We start from the raw sequence: 13,854 nt of genomic DNA, 5'->3' as shown, positions 1-13,854 counted from the left end.
GAGGCATGACGGGCATTCAAAAAAATCGGGAGGATTTCTATGTCCAAGACGAATGTGACACGCCGCGGCGTGCTCAAGACAGGTGCGGTTGCCGGTGCGGGCCTTGCGGTTCCCACCATTTTTGACGGCCAAGCCTGGGCACAAGCTGGCACAGGCTTCACCAATGCGCCGGAAGGCGGATCGGTCACGCTGGGCTTCAACGTACCGCAAACCGGCCCCTATGCTGACGAGGGCGCAGACGAACTGCGCGCCTATGAGCTTGCAGTCGAGCACCTGAACGGTGAAGGCGATGGTGGCATGATGTCGACCTTCAGCAGTCAAGCGCTGCAAGGCAACGGCATCCTCGGCAAGAAGGTCGAGTATGTGACGGGCGACACGCAGACCAAGTCTGACGCGGCGCGTGCATCTGCCAAGTCGATGATCGAAAAAGACGGCGCAATCATGATCACCGGTGGCTCGTCCTCGGGTGTGGCTGTGGCCGTGCAGGCGCTCTGCCAAGAGGCTGGCGTGATCTTCATGGCGGGTCTGACCCACTCGAACGACACGACCGGTAAAGACCGTCGTCGCAACGGCTTCCGCCATTTCTTCAACAGCTACATGTCCGGTGCAGCCCTTGCCCCGATCCTTGCCAACAACTACGGCACGGACCGCAAGGCCTATCACCTGACCGCTGACTACAACTGGGGCTACACGACCGAAGAGGCCGTGCGCTCGTCGACAGAAGCGATGGGTTGGGAAACTGTTGGTCAGGTGCTGACACCGCTGACACAGACCGACTTTTCGTCGTACATCACGCCGGTTCTACAGTCTGATGCAGACGTGCTGGTTCTGAACCACTATGGCGGCAACATGGTCAACTCGCTGACGAACGCTGTTCAGTTCGGCCTGCGGGATCGCGTCGTGAACGGCAAGAACTTCGAGATCATCGTGCCGCTCTACAGCCGTTTGATGGCCAAGGGTGCCGGTGCCAACGTGAAAGGCATCTTCGGCTCCACCAACTGGCACTGGTCGCTGCAGGACGAAGGCTCAAAAGCGTTCGTTCAGTCCTTCGGCACCAAATACGGCTTCCCGCCGTCGCAGGCCGCGCACACATGCTACGTGCAGACGATGCTTTATGCAGACGCTGTCGAGCGGTCGGGGTCGTTCAACCCTTGTGCGGTTGTCGAAGCCCTTGAAGGATTCGAGTTCGACGGTCTGGGCAATGGCCCGACGCTGTATCGCGCCGAAGATCACCAGTGCTTCAAAGACGTACTGGTCGTGAAAGGGAAAGAGAACCCGACCTCCGAGTTCGATCTTCTGGAGATCGTGGAAGTCACGCCGGCCGCTCAGGTCACCTATGCGCCCGACCACCCGCAGTTTGCAGGCGGTCAGCTGGGTGCCTGTAACCCCGGCGCGTAAGCGTAACGAGTGAACAGAGCCTGCGCGGGGCAACTCGCGCAGGTTTTTTCAAAGAGCAGCACCCAAAGTCAGCCGCAATTTTCGACTGACCCACACGACCCAGCCTCGCCAGTTGGCTCTATCATTGAACAAAGGTGACATCCATGGACGCCATCCTCCTGCAAATTCTCAACGGCTTGGACAAGGGATCCGCATATGCGTTGATCGCCCTTGGTCTGACGCTGATTTTCGGCACGCTGGGCGTGGTCAACTTCGCCCATGGTGCGCTGTTCATGCTGGGCGCGTTCTGCGCGGTCACCCTGAATAACATCCTGTCGCTGAGCCATGAGATTGTCGACGAAACGCAGACAGATTTTTTGGGCAATCCGCTGCGCGTGGAAGTGCCTTACATCTATGACTGGTTTGGCCCCGAAGTCGGGGCCTCGATCATCGAGTGGTCCGTGCCGCTGGCGATCCTCTTTTCGATCCCGATCATGATCGCCGTGGGCTTCATCATGGAGCGCGGTCTGATCAAGCATTTCTACAAGCGCCCCCATGCAGACCAGATCCTTGTGACCTTCGGTCTGGCCATCGTGTTGCAGGAGATCATCAAGTATTTCTACGGTGCAAACCCGATCCCGACGCCTGCCCCGCCCGCCTTCACGGGCAGCTTTGACTTCGGCACGATGCTCGGGTTTGAGCCGGGAACGATCATCTATCCTTACTGGCGTCTGGTCTATTTCTTCTTTGCCATGATCATCATTGCCGGTGTCTTTGCCTTCCTGCAATTCACCACCTTCGGGATGGTCGTCCGCGCCGGGATGGCAGACCGCGAGACCGTGGGCCTGCTGGGCATCAATATCGACAAGCGCTTCACCATCATGTTTGCAATCGCGGCCTGCGTCGCGGGATTGGCAGGCGTGATGTACACGCCCATCAACAGTCCGAACTACCATATGGGCATGGACTTTCTGGTCCTGAGTTTCGTCGTGGTCGTTGTCGGCGGTATGGGATCGCTTCCGGGCGCTGTGCTGGCGGGCTTCCTGCTGGGCATCCTGGAGAGCTTTGCGTCCATGCGCCAGGTCGTCGACCTGCTTCCCGGCATCAACCAGATCATCATCTATCTGGTCGCCATCATCATTTTGCTGACACGTCCGCGTGGCCTGATGGGCCGCAAAGGCGTGATGGAGGACTAAGCGATGCTTGGACTTGAGAAAAAAGACACGCGCCTCTTCCTGATCGTGATCGGTCTGACGATGCTGGCACCTTTCTTGCTGAACCCCTTCCCCGAGGGATCAGAGATGGCGCAGTTCAATGCGGGCTATCCCGACCTGATGCAGCGCTTTGTGATCTTCGGTATCTTCGCGATTGGCTTTAACATCCTGTTCGGCCTGACCGGCTATCTCAGCTTCGGACACGCCGCTTTCCTGGGTGTCGGGTCTTACGCCGCAATGTGGATGTTCAAGCTCTTTGGGATGAACGTGGTCCCTGCCCTGCTGCTGTCGGTTGTTCTGTCCGGTCTCTTTGCAGTGCTGATCGGGTATATCAGCCTAAGGCGCTCCGGCATTTACTTTTCGATCCTGACGCTGGCCTTTGCGATGATGTCCTATGCGCTGGCCTATTCGGTGCTGGCCACCGATATGGACGGCCCTGACAAGCAAGGCCTGATGCAGAAAGGCCTAACCGGTGGTGAGACAGGTCTTCAGCTTTCGGTTCAAGACCCGCGTATTCTGGGTGCGAAGGCCGGCGCTGATGGCAACACGCCTGTGCCAAACTTCTTTGGCATCGAGATGCGCAGCGCGACCGAGATGAATGTGGGTGACTGGGTTTTCACCTTCTCGGCAGGCTATTACTTCAGCGCCTTCGTGATGCTGATCGCTTTTTATATCTCGATCCGTATTTTCCGCTCGCCTTTCGGGATGATGCTGCGGGCGATCAAATCGAACCAGCAACGGCTGAATTATACCGGCCTGAACCCCAAGCCTTACATGCTGGCCGCCTTTGTGGTGTCGGGCATGTATGCAGGCCTTGCCGGTGGTCTGATGGTCGCGATGGACCCGTTGGCCGGTCCTGAGCGGATGTTCTGGACGGCCTCGGGCGAGGTGGTTCTGATGACCATCCTTGGTGGTGTCGGCACGCTGATCGGGCCGGTTCTGGGCGCAGGTCTGATTAAGTACATGGAAAACATCCTGTCCAAGATCAATTCGGAAATCCTGCACCAGTGGTTCGCATGGATGCCCGACGGGCTTGAGGATCTGGTCGTGACGCTGATCTATCCGTTTATCGGTAAAGGCTGGCACCTGACGCTGGGTCTGATGTTCATGGCTGTCGTGATCTTCCTGCCCGGTGGGCTTGTGGAAGGCGGACAGCGCATCATGGCTGCCCTGCGTGGGCGTAAGGCAAAGGACAAGAAGTCCGATGCCGACGCCGATGTGAAACCCGCTGAATAAGGAGTGCTGACAGATGGGAATTCTTGAAGTCAAAAATGTCGGCAAGCGCTTTGGCGGGTTGCAGGCGTTGTCCGATGTGAACCTGAGCGTTGCCGAAAACACCGTGCACGCGATCATCGGGCCGAATGGGGCGGGCAAGTCGACGCTGCTGAACTGCCTTGTGGGTAAGCTGATCCCTGATACCGGATCTGTGATGTTTGATGGGCAGTCCGTGCTGGGCCGCAGCCCGCATGAAATCAATCAGATGGGCATCAGCCGCGTGTTCCAGACCCCTGAGATTTTTGCCGATCTCAGCGTCATGGAGAACATGATGATCCCGTGCTTTGCCAAACGCGATGGCTCGTTCGAGATGAACGGCTTTGGCGCAGTGCGTCACCAGCTGGACGTCATCGAAAAGGCGAAGACGATGCTTGAGGATATGAACCTCTATGAGAAGCGGGACATGCACGCCGCCGCTATGTCGCGCGGCGACAAACGCCGCCTTGAGATCGCGATGTGTCTGGCGCAAGAGCCGCGCCTGCTGCTGCTGGATGAGCCCACAGCGGGCATGGCGCGGGCCGACACGAACAACACGATCGACCTGCTCAAAGAGATCAAGGAAAAGCGCGATATTACCATCGCCATCATCGAGCATGACATGCACGTTGTGTTTTCCTTGGCCGAACGGATCACGGTGCTGGCCCAAGGCACACCGCTGGTTGAGGACAGCCCCGAGAACATCAAAGGCCATCCCAAAGTGCGCGAAGCGTATCTTGGTGAAAGCGCGTAAGGAGCATATCAGATGAACGTCAAACCCGACTTCTCGAAGAACGCCAATATGGCGACCACTGCTCCGGCTTTTCTGTCGGTCTGGGACATGCACGCCTATTACGGCGAAAGCTACATCGTGCAGGGCATCAGCTTTAATGTCCATGAAGGCGAAATCCTTGCCCTTCTGGGCCGTAACGGGGCTGGCAAGACCTCGACCTTGCGGTCGATTGCACGGCTTGGCGATCCGCAGGTCACCCATGGGGAAATCTGGCTCGATCACAAGCCGCTGCATAACATGGCCAGCCATGAAGCCGCCGGTGTGGGCCTTGGCCTTGTTCCAGAGGATCGCCGGATCATCGCGGGCTTGACGGTTGAAGAGAACCTCAAGCTGGCACAGATCGCCCCGCCCATTGGCTGGTCGATTGAGCGTCTCTATGACCTTTTCCCGCGACTTGGCGAGCGTAAGAACCAGGAAGGCACGACCTTGTCGGGCGGCGAGCAGCAGATGCTGTCGATTGCTCGTGCACTGGCCCGTGATATCAAGGTGCTCTTGCTGGATGAACCTTACGAGGGTCTGGCCCCTGTGATCGTGGACGAGATCGAAAAGACGCTTATTCACATCAAGGAACAGGGCATGACAACGGTGATCGTCGAGCAGAACGCGATCCGGGCTTTGGAGTTGGCCGACCGGGCCGTGATCCTCGACACTGGCGGCATCGTGTTTGATGGCGCTGCTGCCGAAGTGCTTGAAAACGCCGAACTGCGGGCCGAATACCTAGCCATCTAAATCAGCGCGCCCCGGGCTTGCCCCGGGGGCCTCGCGAATGCCGGGGAAGCCATACGGGTCTTTCCCCTCGCAATTCCCAATCCCTCCCCCACATATTGACAAGGCATGGCGCTTTTCACTACGTCAACCTTGCACTATACCTGTCCGAAATCAGGGCCAAAGGCCTGTTGGGGACCACGAGGGCAAAACACAAAATGACAAAGACAAAATCCCATGACGGCGACGTAGAGTTCATTCAGGCGCTGGCAGAACTGTTGCGCGCAAATGATCTGACAGAACTGGAAGTGCGCCGCGAATATGGTGAGGACAACTCTCTGGATGTGCGCGTGGCACGGACCCAGCAAGTCGTTCAACACGTTGCCGCTCCGGCTGCGCCTGCTGCGACCCCGGCACCTGCCGCTCAGGCCGCGTCAGCGCCAGCTGCAGCCGCTGCACCGGCAGGCGATGATCCTGCCAGCCACCCAGGTGCTGTGACCTCCCCCATGGTTGGCACCGTCTATATGCAAGCCGAACCGGGCGCGCCGTCGTTCATCTCGACCGGTCAACAGGTCAAAGAAGGCGAGACGCTGCTGATTATCGAAGCGATGAAAACGATGAACCAGATCCCCGCGCCCAAATCCGGCACGGTGACCCGCATTCTGGTCGAAGACGGCGCCCCTGTCGAATTTGGCGCGCCACTGGTCATCATCGAATAAGGCGCGGATATGTTTGACAAAATCCTCATTGCGAACCGGGGCGAGATTGCGCTGCGGGTGATCCGCGCCGCCCGCGAGATGGGCATCCAATCGGTTGCCGTGCACTCGACTGCGGATGCGGATGCGATGCATGTGCGCATGGCCGATGAAAGCGTCTGCATCGGCCCGCCCGCTGGCACTGACAGCTACCTGTCGATCCCAGCGATCATCTCGGCCTGTGAAATCACCGGCGCGCAGGCGATCCATCCCGGCTACGGGTTCCTCTCGGAGAACGCCAATTTCGTGCAGATCGTCGAGGATCACGACATTACGTTTATCGGCCCCACGGCCGAGCATATCCGCATCATGGGCGACAAGATCACCGCCAAGGACACGATGAAAAAACTGGGAGTGCCATGCGTTCCCGGCTCGGATGGTGGCGTTCCTGATCTGGACACCGCCCGGACCGTCGCCGAAGAGATCGGCTACCCGGTTATCATCAAAGCCACCGCAGGTGGTGGCGGGCGCGGCATGAAGCTGGCCAAAACTGCCGATGATCTGGCAGACGCGTTCCATAATGCCCGCTCGGAGGGTAAGGCGGCGTTCGGTAATGATGAGGTTTACATCGAGAAATACCTCGGCACGCCGCGCCATATCGAGATCCAGGTCTTTGGCGACGGCAAGGGCAATGCAGTGCATCTGGGCGAACGCGATTGCTCGCTCCAACGGCGCCACCAGAAGGTGTTCGAAGAGGCCCCCGGCCCCGCGATTGATGCGGAAACCCGCGCCAAGATTGGTAAGGTCTGCGCGGATGCGGTCGCCGATATCAACTATATCGGTGCGGGCACGATCGAGTTTCTCTATGAGAATGGCGAGTTCTACTTCATCGAAATGAACACGCGCCTGCAGGTGGAGCACCCTGTGACCGAAGCGATTTTCGGCGTTGATCTGGTGCGCGAGCAGATACGCGTCGCGGAAGGACTGCCCATGTCCTTCACCCAAGAAGAGCTTGAGCTGAACGGCCATGCCATCGAAGTGCGCATCAACGCGGAAAAGCTGCCGAATTTCTCGCCCTGCCCCGGCACGGTGACCGCTTATCACGCCCCCGGCGGCCTTGGCGTCCGCATGGACAGCGCGCTGTATGACGGCTACCGGATCCCGCCCTATTACGACAGTCTGATCGGCAAACTGATCGTGCATGGTCGCGACCGGCCCGAGGCGCTGGCCCGATTGAACCGCGCGTTGGGAGAGCTGATTGTCGACGGGATCGACACCACCGTGCCGCTTTTCCACGCACTTTTGGCCGAAGAGGCTGTGCAAACCGGGGATTATAATATCCACTGGCTCGAAAAATGGCTTGAGACGAACCTGGAATAGCCTGAGGGCGTCCAGCCTGGAGACGACATGGACGCCGTTCTAACACCGGAATTGATGCTGCGCGCCTATACGATGGGCATCTTTCCGATGTCTGAAGGCCGCGATGATCCAGAGGTGTTCTGGGTTGACCCAAAGCGTCGTGGCATTCTGCCTTTGGATGGCTTTCATATCTCGCGCTCTTTGGGCCGTCGCATTCGGCAAGAGCCTTACTTGCTAACCGTGAACGAAGCGTTTGATAGCGTGGTTTCGGCTTGCGCAGATCGGGATGAAACCTGGATTAATCCCACCATTCAAGAGCTTTACAGCACGCTTTATCGTGCTGGCTTTGCACAAAGCCAAGAGGTTTGGGACGGCCCTGAACTGGTGGGGGGAGTCTATGGCGTCACTATTGGGGCCGCGTTTTTCGGGGAAAGCATGTTCAGTAAACGGCGCGATGCCTCAAAGATCGCGCTGGCTTATCTGGTGGATCGGCTGCGGATGGGCGGCTTTCAGCTTTTCGATACGCAGTTCGTCACGCCGCATCTGGTCAGCCTTGGCGCGCAGGAAATATCGCGCGCGGCTTATCGCGAAAAACTCGAGGCAGCGATAGAAGCGGATGCCGATTTCTATGCGCAGGATGCGGTGCCAGACGGCTATTCGGTGCTACAACGCAACACCCAAACGTCATAGCGCGGATGATCAAGCGGGTTCAGCGCCGGGGCCGACGCGACCATCCAGCCGGAAAAAACCATCTGCCGCTCAACCGCATCGTAGATTTCAAGCCAAGCGTAGGCGTTGCCCGCCGGATTGTCCGTCGGATAACGACACTGGCCGAGGGAGACCTGCAACCGCCCGACCATCTTGGCCTCTCCGGTCGACAGGGTCATATCAACAAGCGCCCCGGTGACTTTATCAAGACCACGGATCGTGGCCCCAGGGGCATTGCTGACCTGTTGGGCCGACGCCATTCCGGCACATGCGATGAACGCTGCAGCCCAAAGTGCCTTCATTCGCCGCTACCCGAGACGAATTTCAGCAGGAGCGAGATCAGGCTGACCGAGCTTTGGGTGTCGATAATCTCGTCCCCCGGCTCAAGATTGAAGGGCGATCCACCTGGCACAAGCTCGACAAAATTGCCGCCCAGCAACCCTTCAGATGCAATCGCGACAGAGGTATCATCCGGCACAACAATGCTATCCGAAATGGCGAGGGTTGTGTCCGCCCGGAAAGTTTCTGCATTCAAATCAAGGGCTTTGACGCTACCTACTGTCACACCCGCCATTCGCACATCGGTGCCAACAGAAATCCCCTCAACCGATCGGAAGCTTGCGATCAGATCATATTCGCCAGTGTCGTTGCTATAGCCGGTGGCCTGCCCCGCATAGACGAGAAAGCCGATGGCGGCGGCCAAAACGGCAGTGCCGACGATCACTTCGGTTTTGTTTTCAGACATGACCCACCCAAGCCTTAATCGCTGTTGTTATTCCGGGCTCCACGCCTCGTAATCGGATTTCGCTTCCGGCGTCTTGCGCCGGATCGAGCCTGCAGGCGCATAAGCCATCGCTGTGCCCGTCAGGTTCTCCTGATGGGGCTTTTCCCAGGTTTTGCGCGGCAAAGGTGCTTCGGTCGGCGGCGTGTCCCATGTGCGGTGAAGCCAGCCATGCCATTCGGGCGACACGCGTGAGGCCTCGGCCTCCCCGTTGAAAATCACCCAGCGGCGGCTGTCATCGCTGTTTTTGTAGAACACATTGCCGTCAGCATCTTCGCCAACGCGCACACCTTTGCGCCATGTCCAAAGCTGTGTGCCAAGGGTCTGGCTATTCCACCACGTCACGGCGCGCAGAAGTGTGTTCAAGATACCCATCGGGGCCTCCGGCTTGCGTTGGCTCAGCTATGCCCGATCCACTCGCATTCGTCCAGTGGATGGATCAGCTTGCGCTGGCGCTTTCTTTCTCGCCCTCGCCGTGGATCATCAACGGCTGGGCATCCGATCCGACCGCTTCTTCGTTCACCACGACCTCGGTGACGCTGTCCATACCGGGCAGATCGAACATCGTATCCAGCAGGATATCCTCAAGGATAGAGCGCAGGCCCCGCGCGCCGGTCTTACGCTCAATCGCGCGCTTGGCGATGGCGGAAAGCGCATCCTCGGTGAAGGTCAGCTTGGTGTCTTCCAATTCAAACAGACGCTGGTACTGGCGAACCAGGGCGTTCTTGGGTTGGGTCAGGATCGTGACCAACGCATCTTCATCCAGATCTTGCAGGGTCGCGATCACGGGCAAGCGGCCAACAAACTCCGGGATCAGACCGAATTTCAGCAAATCCTCCGGCTCAAGCTCGGTGAACATTTCACCCACGCCGCGGTCATCATTGTTGCGCACATCGGCACCAAAGCCCATGGCAGAACCCTTGCCACGTTGCGCGATGATCTTTTCAAGACCCGCAAACGCGCCGCCACAGATGAACAGGATATTCGTTGTGTCCACCTGCAGGAATTCCTGCTGCGGATGCTTACGCCCGCCTTGCGGCGGAACGGAGGCGACGGTGCCTTCCATGATCTTCAGCAGGGCCTGCTGCACGCCCTCGCCCGACACATCGCGGGTGATCGAGGGGTTGTCGGACTTGCGCGTGATCTTGTCGACCTCGTCAATATAGACGATGCCGCGCTGCGCGCGTTCCACATTGTATTCCGAGGCTTGCAGCAACTTCAGAATGATATTCTCGACATCTTCGCCGACATAGCCAGCCTCGGTCAGCGTGGTCGCATCGGCCATGGTAAACGGCACGTCCAGAATGCGCGCGAGCGTCTGGGCCAGCAGCGTCTTACCGCAGCCCGTCGGACCGATCAGCATGATGTTGGATTTCGCCAGCTCAATCTCGGACGAGTTCCCGGAATGGTTGAGCCGTTTGTAGTGGTTATGCACCGCAACCGACAGCACGCGCTTGGCGTGGGCCTGACCGATCACATAATCGTCAAGCACTTCGCAAATCTCGAGCGGGGTCGGCACACCGTCGCTGGCTTTCAGGCCGGCGGTCTTGGTCTCTTCGCGGATGATGTCCATGCACAGCTCAACACATTCATCGCAGATGAACACTGTCGGACCTGCAATCAGCTTGCGGACCTCATGCTGGCTTTTGCCACAAAAGCTGCAATACAGGGTGTTTTTGCTGTCGCTGCTCGACGAATTCGACATCACATACCTCTCGGGGCCGGGCCCCATTTGTCATCAGATTTGCCAAAATAGGCTGTCCTTAGCAGGCAGCTTAGGACAGCCATTTCCGGTCTACAACGTCAAAATCCGTGGAGATTACTTGTCGTCAGCGTCGTCTGTTTTGCGGCTCTCGACGATCTCGTCGATATGGCCCCAGTCTTTTGCCTCTTCAGGCGACATAAAATTGTCGCGATCCAGCGCCTTTTCCACGGATTTCTTGGTCTGGCCCGTATGCTTCACATAAATGTCGTACAGGCGATCCTTCAGCTTCTGCGTCTCGGCCGCGTGGATCATGATGTCAGAGGCTTGGCCCTGATATCCCCCCGAAGGCTGGTGGACCATGATGCGGCTGTTGGGCAACGAGAAACGCATGCCCTTTTCGCCACCCGCCAGCAGCACTGACCCCATAGAGGCCGCTTGCCCGATACACAGCGTGGAAACCTTCGGTTTGATATATTGCATCGTGTCGTAGATCGACAAACCCGAGGTTACAACACCGCCGGGGCTGTTGATATACATCGAGATTTCCTTGGTCGGGTTCTCCGCCTCAAGGTGCAGCAGCTGCGCCACGATCAGATGGGACATGCCGTCGTGGATCGGGCCGTTGATGAAGACAATCCGCTCCTTCAACAGGCGCGAGAAAATGTCGTAGGCACGTTCGCCGCGGCTGGTCTGTTCGACCACCATCGGGACGAGGTTCATGTAGGTGTTTACGGGATCATGCATTGTGCCTGCCTCAAACGTCAAAAAGGGTTCTAGCTGGGATAAGCTAACAGAGTCTTAGGCCTGCCTTTGGGGGCCTGCAAGGGCACCCCGAGAATAAGACAGCTTTGCCTTGCCTTTGACCCAGCGCTTACGCGGTTTAAATCGCGGAGGACCGACGTAAGCGTAGCGAGAGCCCGATGCAACCAGCCTTCACCCCGACCCGCACCGCCGCTTTGGAGCGATTGCAAGCATTTGTGCCGAAAACCTCGGCCTATGCGAGCAAGCGGAACTACGATCTGGAAGGCCATCCGCATGTGTCAGGCCTGTCGCCCTATATCCGCCACCGCATGGTGACCGAGCAGGAGGTGCTTGAGGCGGTGCTGGGGCGCTATGCGCTCTCAACCGCTGAGAAATTCGTGCAGGAGGTGTACTGGCGCACATATTGGAAAGGCTGGTTGGAGATGCGGCCATCCGTGTGGACATCCTATCGCGCAGGCGTCCAGGGCGCATTGAACCGGGTGCAGACTGAGGCTGGCTTGCGCGCGGCATGGGAGGAGGCGTGTCGGGGGGAGACCGACATCGCGGCGTTCAATCACTGGGCGCAAGAGTTGGTCGAGACTGGCTATCTGCACAACCATGCGCGGATGTGGTTCGCCTCCATCTGGATTTTTACGCTGCGGCTGCCTTGGGAGCTGGGCGCAGATTTCTTCCTGCGCCATCTGATTGACGGGGACCCGGCCTCCAACACGCTGGGCTGGCGCTGGGTTGCGGGATTGCAAACCAAAGGGAAAACCTACCTTGCGCGCCCGTCAAATATCGCCCGCTACACAGAAGGTCGATTTAACCCAGAAGGTGAATTATCCAGCTTTGCGGAACCGTTAGATGGTGATCCTCATCCAGATCGGATCAACCCACCGATGCCGGAAAGCTGGGACAGAACCGCGCCCACCGGCTTGCTGCTGACCGAAGAGGACATGAGCCCCGGCTACATTCTAGGCAGCAGTTTCAAGCCTGCAACAACAGCAGCACTTCTATGTACGGACAAGCGCAGCCCGCTCGCAACAAGCCCCGTTGTAGAGAATTTCACAGCCGCAGCGATGGACGATTGTCTGGTTCGGTACAAGGAATCCTTCAACGATAGCAAAGGCCTGTTGCCCAATCTTGATGCTATAGAGAATTGGGCGGCCAAGGCGGGAATTGTTCAGATTGTGACACCCTACGCGCCGGTGGGACCTACCGCAGAGACCCTGTCAGAACTGGCGCGTCGTCTGCAGCCCAAAGGGATCACACTCATCCGCGCCTTGCGTGATTTCGACACCGAAGCCTGGCCGCACGCGACCCACGGGTTCTTCCGCTTCAAAGAAAAAATCCCGAAATTGGTCGGTCGATTGAAAGGCCTGAAAGCGGCCTAAAACGGCCAGCGCGTTGGCCCTTTGTCGAGCCTGTAAATAAAGTCCGTTTGATCTTGCGGAAAAATCTCGCGGACAAGCGGATCATGACCGGGTATCATCAGCTTCGGGCTGGACGCTAAAGCGACGATCTTGCCAAATCCTTCAAGCATATCCTGCACATCAACAACGATTGGGAAGGGTTTGTTTGCAAACGCATTTTCATAATAATGCGCTGCATCAGACGCCAGGCACATATATCCTTCGGACGTCTTGACCCGCACCGCTTGAAGACCCTGCGAATGCCCGCCAATCCGGTGAACTGTGACGCCATCGGCGACCTGCCCGTCACCCTCGTGAAAGACCATCCGCCCGGTATAGAGCCGCTTGATCGCCTCGCAAATATGCTCTGCCGTGTAGGGCATGCGCAGCGTGTCGTGACACATGCACGGCCCTGTCGCGAAAGCCATTTCCGCCGCTTGCAGATGCAGCGTTGCATTGGGGAACAGATGAAGCCCACCCGCATGGTCGTAATGCAGATGGGTCACGATCAGCGTGGTGATGTCTTCAGGCTTCAGGCCCAGCGGTGCCAAGGCCTCGGCCGGATCGCGGCGAATGGGGCGATCTCGGCTCAGCCCTTCTGCCGCGTCATAGCCCGTATCGATCAAAATGACGTCGTCGCCAGAGCGAAGTACCCAGATGAAATAGTCCATCGCATGAGGTGCGTCGTGATTGTCGTCAAAGACAAAACTATCCGCCCGCGTCCGCGCGTTACGGTCCGCGTATTTGATGGCGTGAACGCTCCATTCGGTCATCAAGACAACCTTTCGTAGCTCTGAACGGTTTTGGACGCGATCATATCCGCCGTTGCGGCATCAAATGCTCTGAAATGCGCAGACGCCAGATGCGCCTGAAACGCGGGCTCATCCTGATAGACTTCGTAGAGAAATACCGTTTCAAGCGCGTCTGTGTCTTGGCACACATCAAACTGATGGCAGCCCTCTTCTTGCGCCACAGATTGTGCGGCATTGGCCTGCATCAAAGGCAAAAACGCCTCAAGATGCGCGGGCTTGACCTTAAACTGCACGGTTATCACGAACATCGCCATCCTCCTGCACGCCAGTGAACGGCGAAACGCACGTCAAGACAAGTCCT

General features: G+C 58.0%; 16 protein-coding genes. 9 read left to right on the top strand and 7 right to left on the bottom strand.

All coding sequences use genetic code 11. From position 1 onward, the window contains the following. Positions 1–39 precede the first annotated feature (39 nt). The 8 genes from KUW67_RS00275 to aat all read left to right on the top strand — a co-directional run bounded on the left by KUW67_RS00275 (position 40) and on the right by aat (position 8,084). Positions 40–1,398: a substrate-binding protein gene (locus KUW67_RS00275; protein ID WP_224823265.1), complete on the top strand. Its 1,359-nt coding sequence runs from the start codon at positions 40–42 to the stop codon at positions 1,396–1,398. 143 nt (positions 1,399–1,541) lie between these two features. Then, the gene (locus KUW67_RS00270; RefSeq protein ID WP_224823264.1) at positions 1,542–2,573 is read left to right on the top strand and encodes a branched-chain amino acid ABC transporter permease; all 1,032 of its coding nucleotides are present in this window, start codon (positions 1,542–1,544) and stop codon (positions 2,571–2,573) included. 3 nt (positions 2,574–2,576) lie between these two features. Next, on the top strand, positions 2,577–3,827 hold the full coding sequence (locus tag KUW67_RS00265) for a branched-chain amino acid ABC transporter permease (protein WP_224823263.1): 1,251 nt from the start codon (positions 2,577–2,579) through the stop codon (positions 3,825–3,827). Positions 3,828–3,840: 13 nt separating this feature from the next. Further along, positions 3,841–4,596: an ABC transporter ATP-binding protein gene (locus tag KUW67_RS00260; protein ID WP_224823262.1), complete on the top strand. Its 756-nt coding sequence runs from the start codon at positions 3,841–3,843 to the stop codon at positions 4,594–4,596. Between the two features lie 12 nt (positions 4,597–4,608). Then, positions 4,609–5,364, top strand: a complete 756-nt coding sequence (locus KUW67_RS00255; protein WP_224823261.1) for an ABC transporter ATP-binding protein — start codon at positions 4,609–4,611, stop codon at positions 5,362–5,364. A 194-nt stretch (positions 5,365–5,558) separates the two neighbouring features. Further along, positions 5,559–6,059, top strand: a complete 501-nt coding sequence (accB, locus tag KUW67_RS00250) for an acetyl-CoA carboxylase biotin carboxyl carrier protein (protein ID WP_224823260.1) — start codon at positions 5,559–5,561, stop codon at positions 6,057–6,059. A gap of 9 nt (positions 6,060–6,068) precedes the next feature. Then, complete coding sequence (gene accC / locus KUW67_RS00245; protein WP_224823259.1) at positions 6,069–7,415, top strand: acetyl-CoA carboxylase biotin carboxylase subunit; 1,347 nt, start codon at positions 6,069–6,071, stop codon at positions 7,413–7,415. A gap of 27 nt (positions 7,416–7,442) precedes the next feature. Then, positions 7,443–8,084 (top strand): leucyl/phenylalanyl-tRNA--protein transferase, encoded by a 642-nt coding sequence (gene aat, locus KUW67_RS00240; protein WP_224823258.1) that lies wholly within the window; start codon positions 7,443–7,445, stop codon positions 8,082–8,084. Here the strand turns inward: aat and KUW67_RS00235 are convergent. The 5 genes from KUW67_RS00235 to KUW67_RS00215 form a co-directional block, all read right to left on the bottom strand. Further along, on the bottom strand, positions 8,048–8,404 hold the full coding sequence (locus tag KUW67_RS00235; RefSeq protein ID WP_224823257.1) for a DUF2155 domain-containing protein: 357 nt from the start codon (positions 8,402–8,404) through the stop codon (positions 8,048–8,050). The genes aat and KUW67_RS00235 overlap by 37 nt on opposite strands. Continuing rightward, entirely contained in the window at positions 8,401–8,847 is a 447-nt protein-coding gene (gene mlaD, locus KUW67_RS00230; RefSeq protein ID WP_224823256.1) for an outer membrane lipid asymmetry maintenance protein MlaD, read from the bottom strand. The genes KUW67_RS00235 and mlaD overlap by 4 nt, the downstream gene beginning before the upstream one ends. A 27-nt stretch (positions 8,848–8,874) precedes the next feature. Beyond that, positions 8,875–9,258 (bottom strand): NADH:ubiquinone oxidoreductase subunit NDUFA12, encoded by a 384-nt coding sequence (locus tag KUW67_RS00225; protein WP_224823255.1) that lies wholly within the window; start codon positions 9,256–9,258, stop codon positions 8,875–8,877. A gap of 64 nt (positions 9,259–9,322) precedes the next feature. Then, positions 9,323–10,588, bottom strand: a complete 1,266-nt coding sequence (gene clpX / locus KUW67_RS00220) for an ATP-dependent Clp protease ATP-binding subunit ClpX (RefSeq protein WP_224823254.1) — start codon at positions 10,586–10,588, stop codon at positions 9,323–9,325. Between the two features lie 114 nt (positions 10,589–10,702). Beyond that, a complete protein-coding gene (locus KUW67_RS00215; protein WP_224823253.1) occupies positions 10,703–11,332 on the bottom strand; it encodes an ATP-dependent Clp protease proteolytic subunit in 630 nt (209 codons plus the stop codon). A gap of 176 nt (positions 11,333–11,508) precedes the next feature. Here KUW67_RS00215 and KUW67_RS00210 point away from each other — a divergent pair, with 176 nt between their 5' ends. After that, positions 11,509–12,723 carry an FAD-binding domain-containing protein gene (locus KUW67_RS00210; protein ID WP_224823252.1) on the top strand — a complete coding sequence of 405 codons (1,215 nt, stop codon included), beginning with the start codon at positions 11,509–11,511 and terminating at the stop codon, positions 12,721–12,723. Here KUW67_RS00210 and KUW67_RS00205 read toward each other — a convergent pair. Both KUW67_RS00205 and KUW67_RS00200 read right to left on the bottom strand, forming a co-directional pair. After that, positions 12,720–13,514, bottom strand: a complete 795-nt coding sequence (locus KUW67_RS00205) for an N-acyl homoserine lactonase family protein (protein WP_224823251.1) — start codon at positions 13,512–13,514, stop codon at positions 12,720–12,722. The genes KUW67_RS00210 and KUW67_RS00205 overlap by 4 nt on opposite strands. Then, the gene (locus KUW67_RS00200) at positions 13,514–13,801 is read right to left on the bottom strand and encodes a putative quinol monooxygenase (protein ID WP_224823250.1); all 288 of its coding nucleotides are present in this window, start codon (positions 13,799–13,801) and stop codon (positions 13,514–13,516) included. Before KUW67_RS00200 ends, KUW67_RS00205 begins: the two co-directional genes overlap by 1 nt. Positions 13,802–13,854 lie beyond the last annotated feature (53 nt).

This window comes from Cognatishimia sp. MH4019 (genome assembly GCF_020177595.1).
Lineage (GTDB): Bacteria > Pseudomonadota > Alphaproteobacteria > Rhodobacterales > Rhodobacteraceae > JAHTBL01.
The sequence above is the reverse complement of the archived record's forward strand: the minus strand, read 5'-3'. Positions and strand labels throughout refer to the sequence as shown.

What these genes read in the sequence shown, in the direction of transcription:
- KUW67_RS00275 (WP_224823265.1), top strand. Translation starts at nt 40, where the DNA reads ATGTCCAAGACGAATGTGACACGCCGCGGCGTGCTCAAGACAGGTGCG.
- KUW67_RS00270 (WP_224823264.1), top strand. Translation starts at nt 1,542, where the DNA reads ATGGACGCCATCCTCCTGCAAATTCTCAACGGCTTGGACAAGGGATCC.
- KUW67_RS00265 (WP_224823263.1), top strand. Translation starts at nt 2,577, where the DNA reads ATGCTTGGACTTGAGAAAAAAGACACGCGCCTCTTCCTGATCGTGATC.
- KUW67_RS00260 (WP_224823262.1), top strand. Translation starts at nt 3,841, where the DNA reads ATGGGAATTCTTGAAGTCAAAAATGTCGGCAAGCGCTTTGGCGGGTTG.
- KUW67_RS00255 (WP_224823261.1), top strand. Translation starts at nt 4,609, where the DNA reads ATGAACGTCAAACCCGACTTCTCGAAGAACGCCAATATGGCGACCACT.
- accB (WP_224823260.1), top strand. Translation starts at nt 5,559, where the DNA reads ATGACAAAGACAAAATCCCATGACGGCGACGTAGAGTTCATTCAGGCG.
- accC (WP_224823259.1), top strand. Translation starts at nt 6,069, where the DNA reads ATGTTTGACAAAATCCTCATTGCGAACCGGGGCGAGATTGCGCTGCGG.
- aat (WP_224823258.1), top strand. Translation starts at nt 7,443, where the DNA reads ATGGACGCCGTTCTAACACCGGAATTGATGCTGCGCGCCTATACGATG.
- KUW67_RS00235 (WP_224823257.1), bottom strand. Translation starts at nt 8,404, where the DNA reads ATGAAGGCACTTTGGGCTGCAGCGTTCATCGCATGTGCCGGAATGGCG.
- mlaD (WP_224823256.1), bottom strand. Translation starts at nt 8,847, where the DNA reads ATGTCTGAAAACAAAACCGAAGTGATCGTCGGCACTGCCGTTTTGGCC.
- KUW67_RS00225 (WP_224823255.1), bottom strand. Translation starts at nt 9,258, where the DNA reads ATGGGTATCTTGAACACACTTCTGCGCGCCGTGACGTGGTGGAATAGC.
- clpX (WP_224823254.1), bottom strand. Translation starts at nt 10,588, where the DNA reads ATGTCGAATTCGTCGAGCAGCGACAGCAAAAACACCCTGTATTGCAGC.
- KUW67_RS00215 (WP_224823253.1), bottom strand. Translation starts at nt 11,332, where the DNA reads ATGCATGATCCCGTAAACACCTACATGAACCTCGTCCCGATGGTGGTC.
- KUW67_RS00210 (WP_224823252.1), top strand. Translation starts at nt 11,509, where the DNA reads ATGCAACCAGCCTTCACCCCGACCCGCACCGCCGCTTTGGAGCGATTG.
- KUW67_RS00205 (WP_224823251.1), bottom strand. Translation starts at nt 13,514, where the DNA reads ATGACCGAATGGAGCGTTCACGCCATCAAATACGCGGACCGTAACGCG.
- KUW67_RS00200 (WP_224823250.1), bottom strand. Translation starts at nt 13,801, where the DNA reads ATGTTCGTGATAACCGTGCAGTTTAAGGTCAAGCCCGCGCATCTTGAG.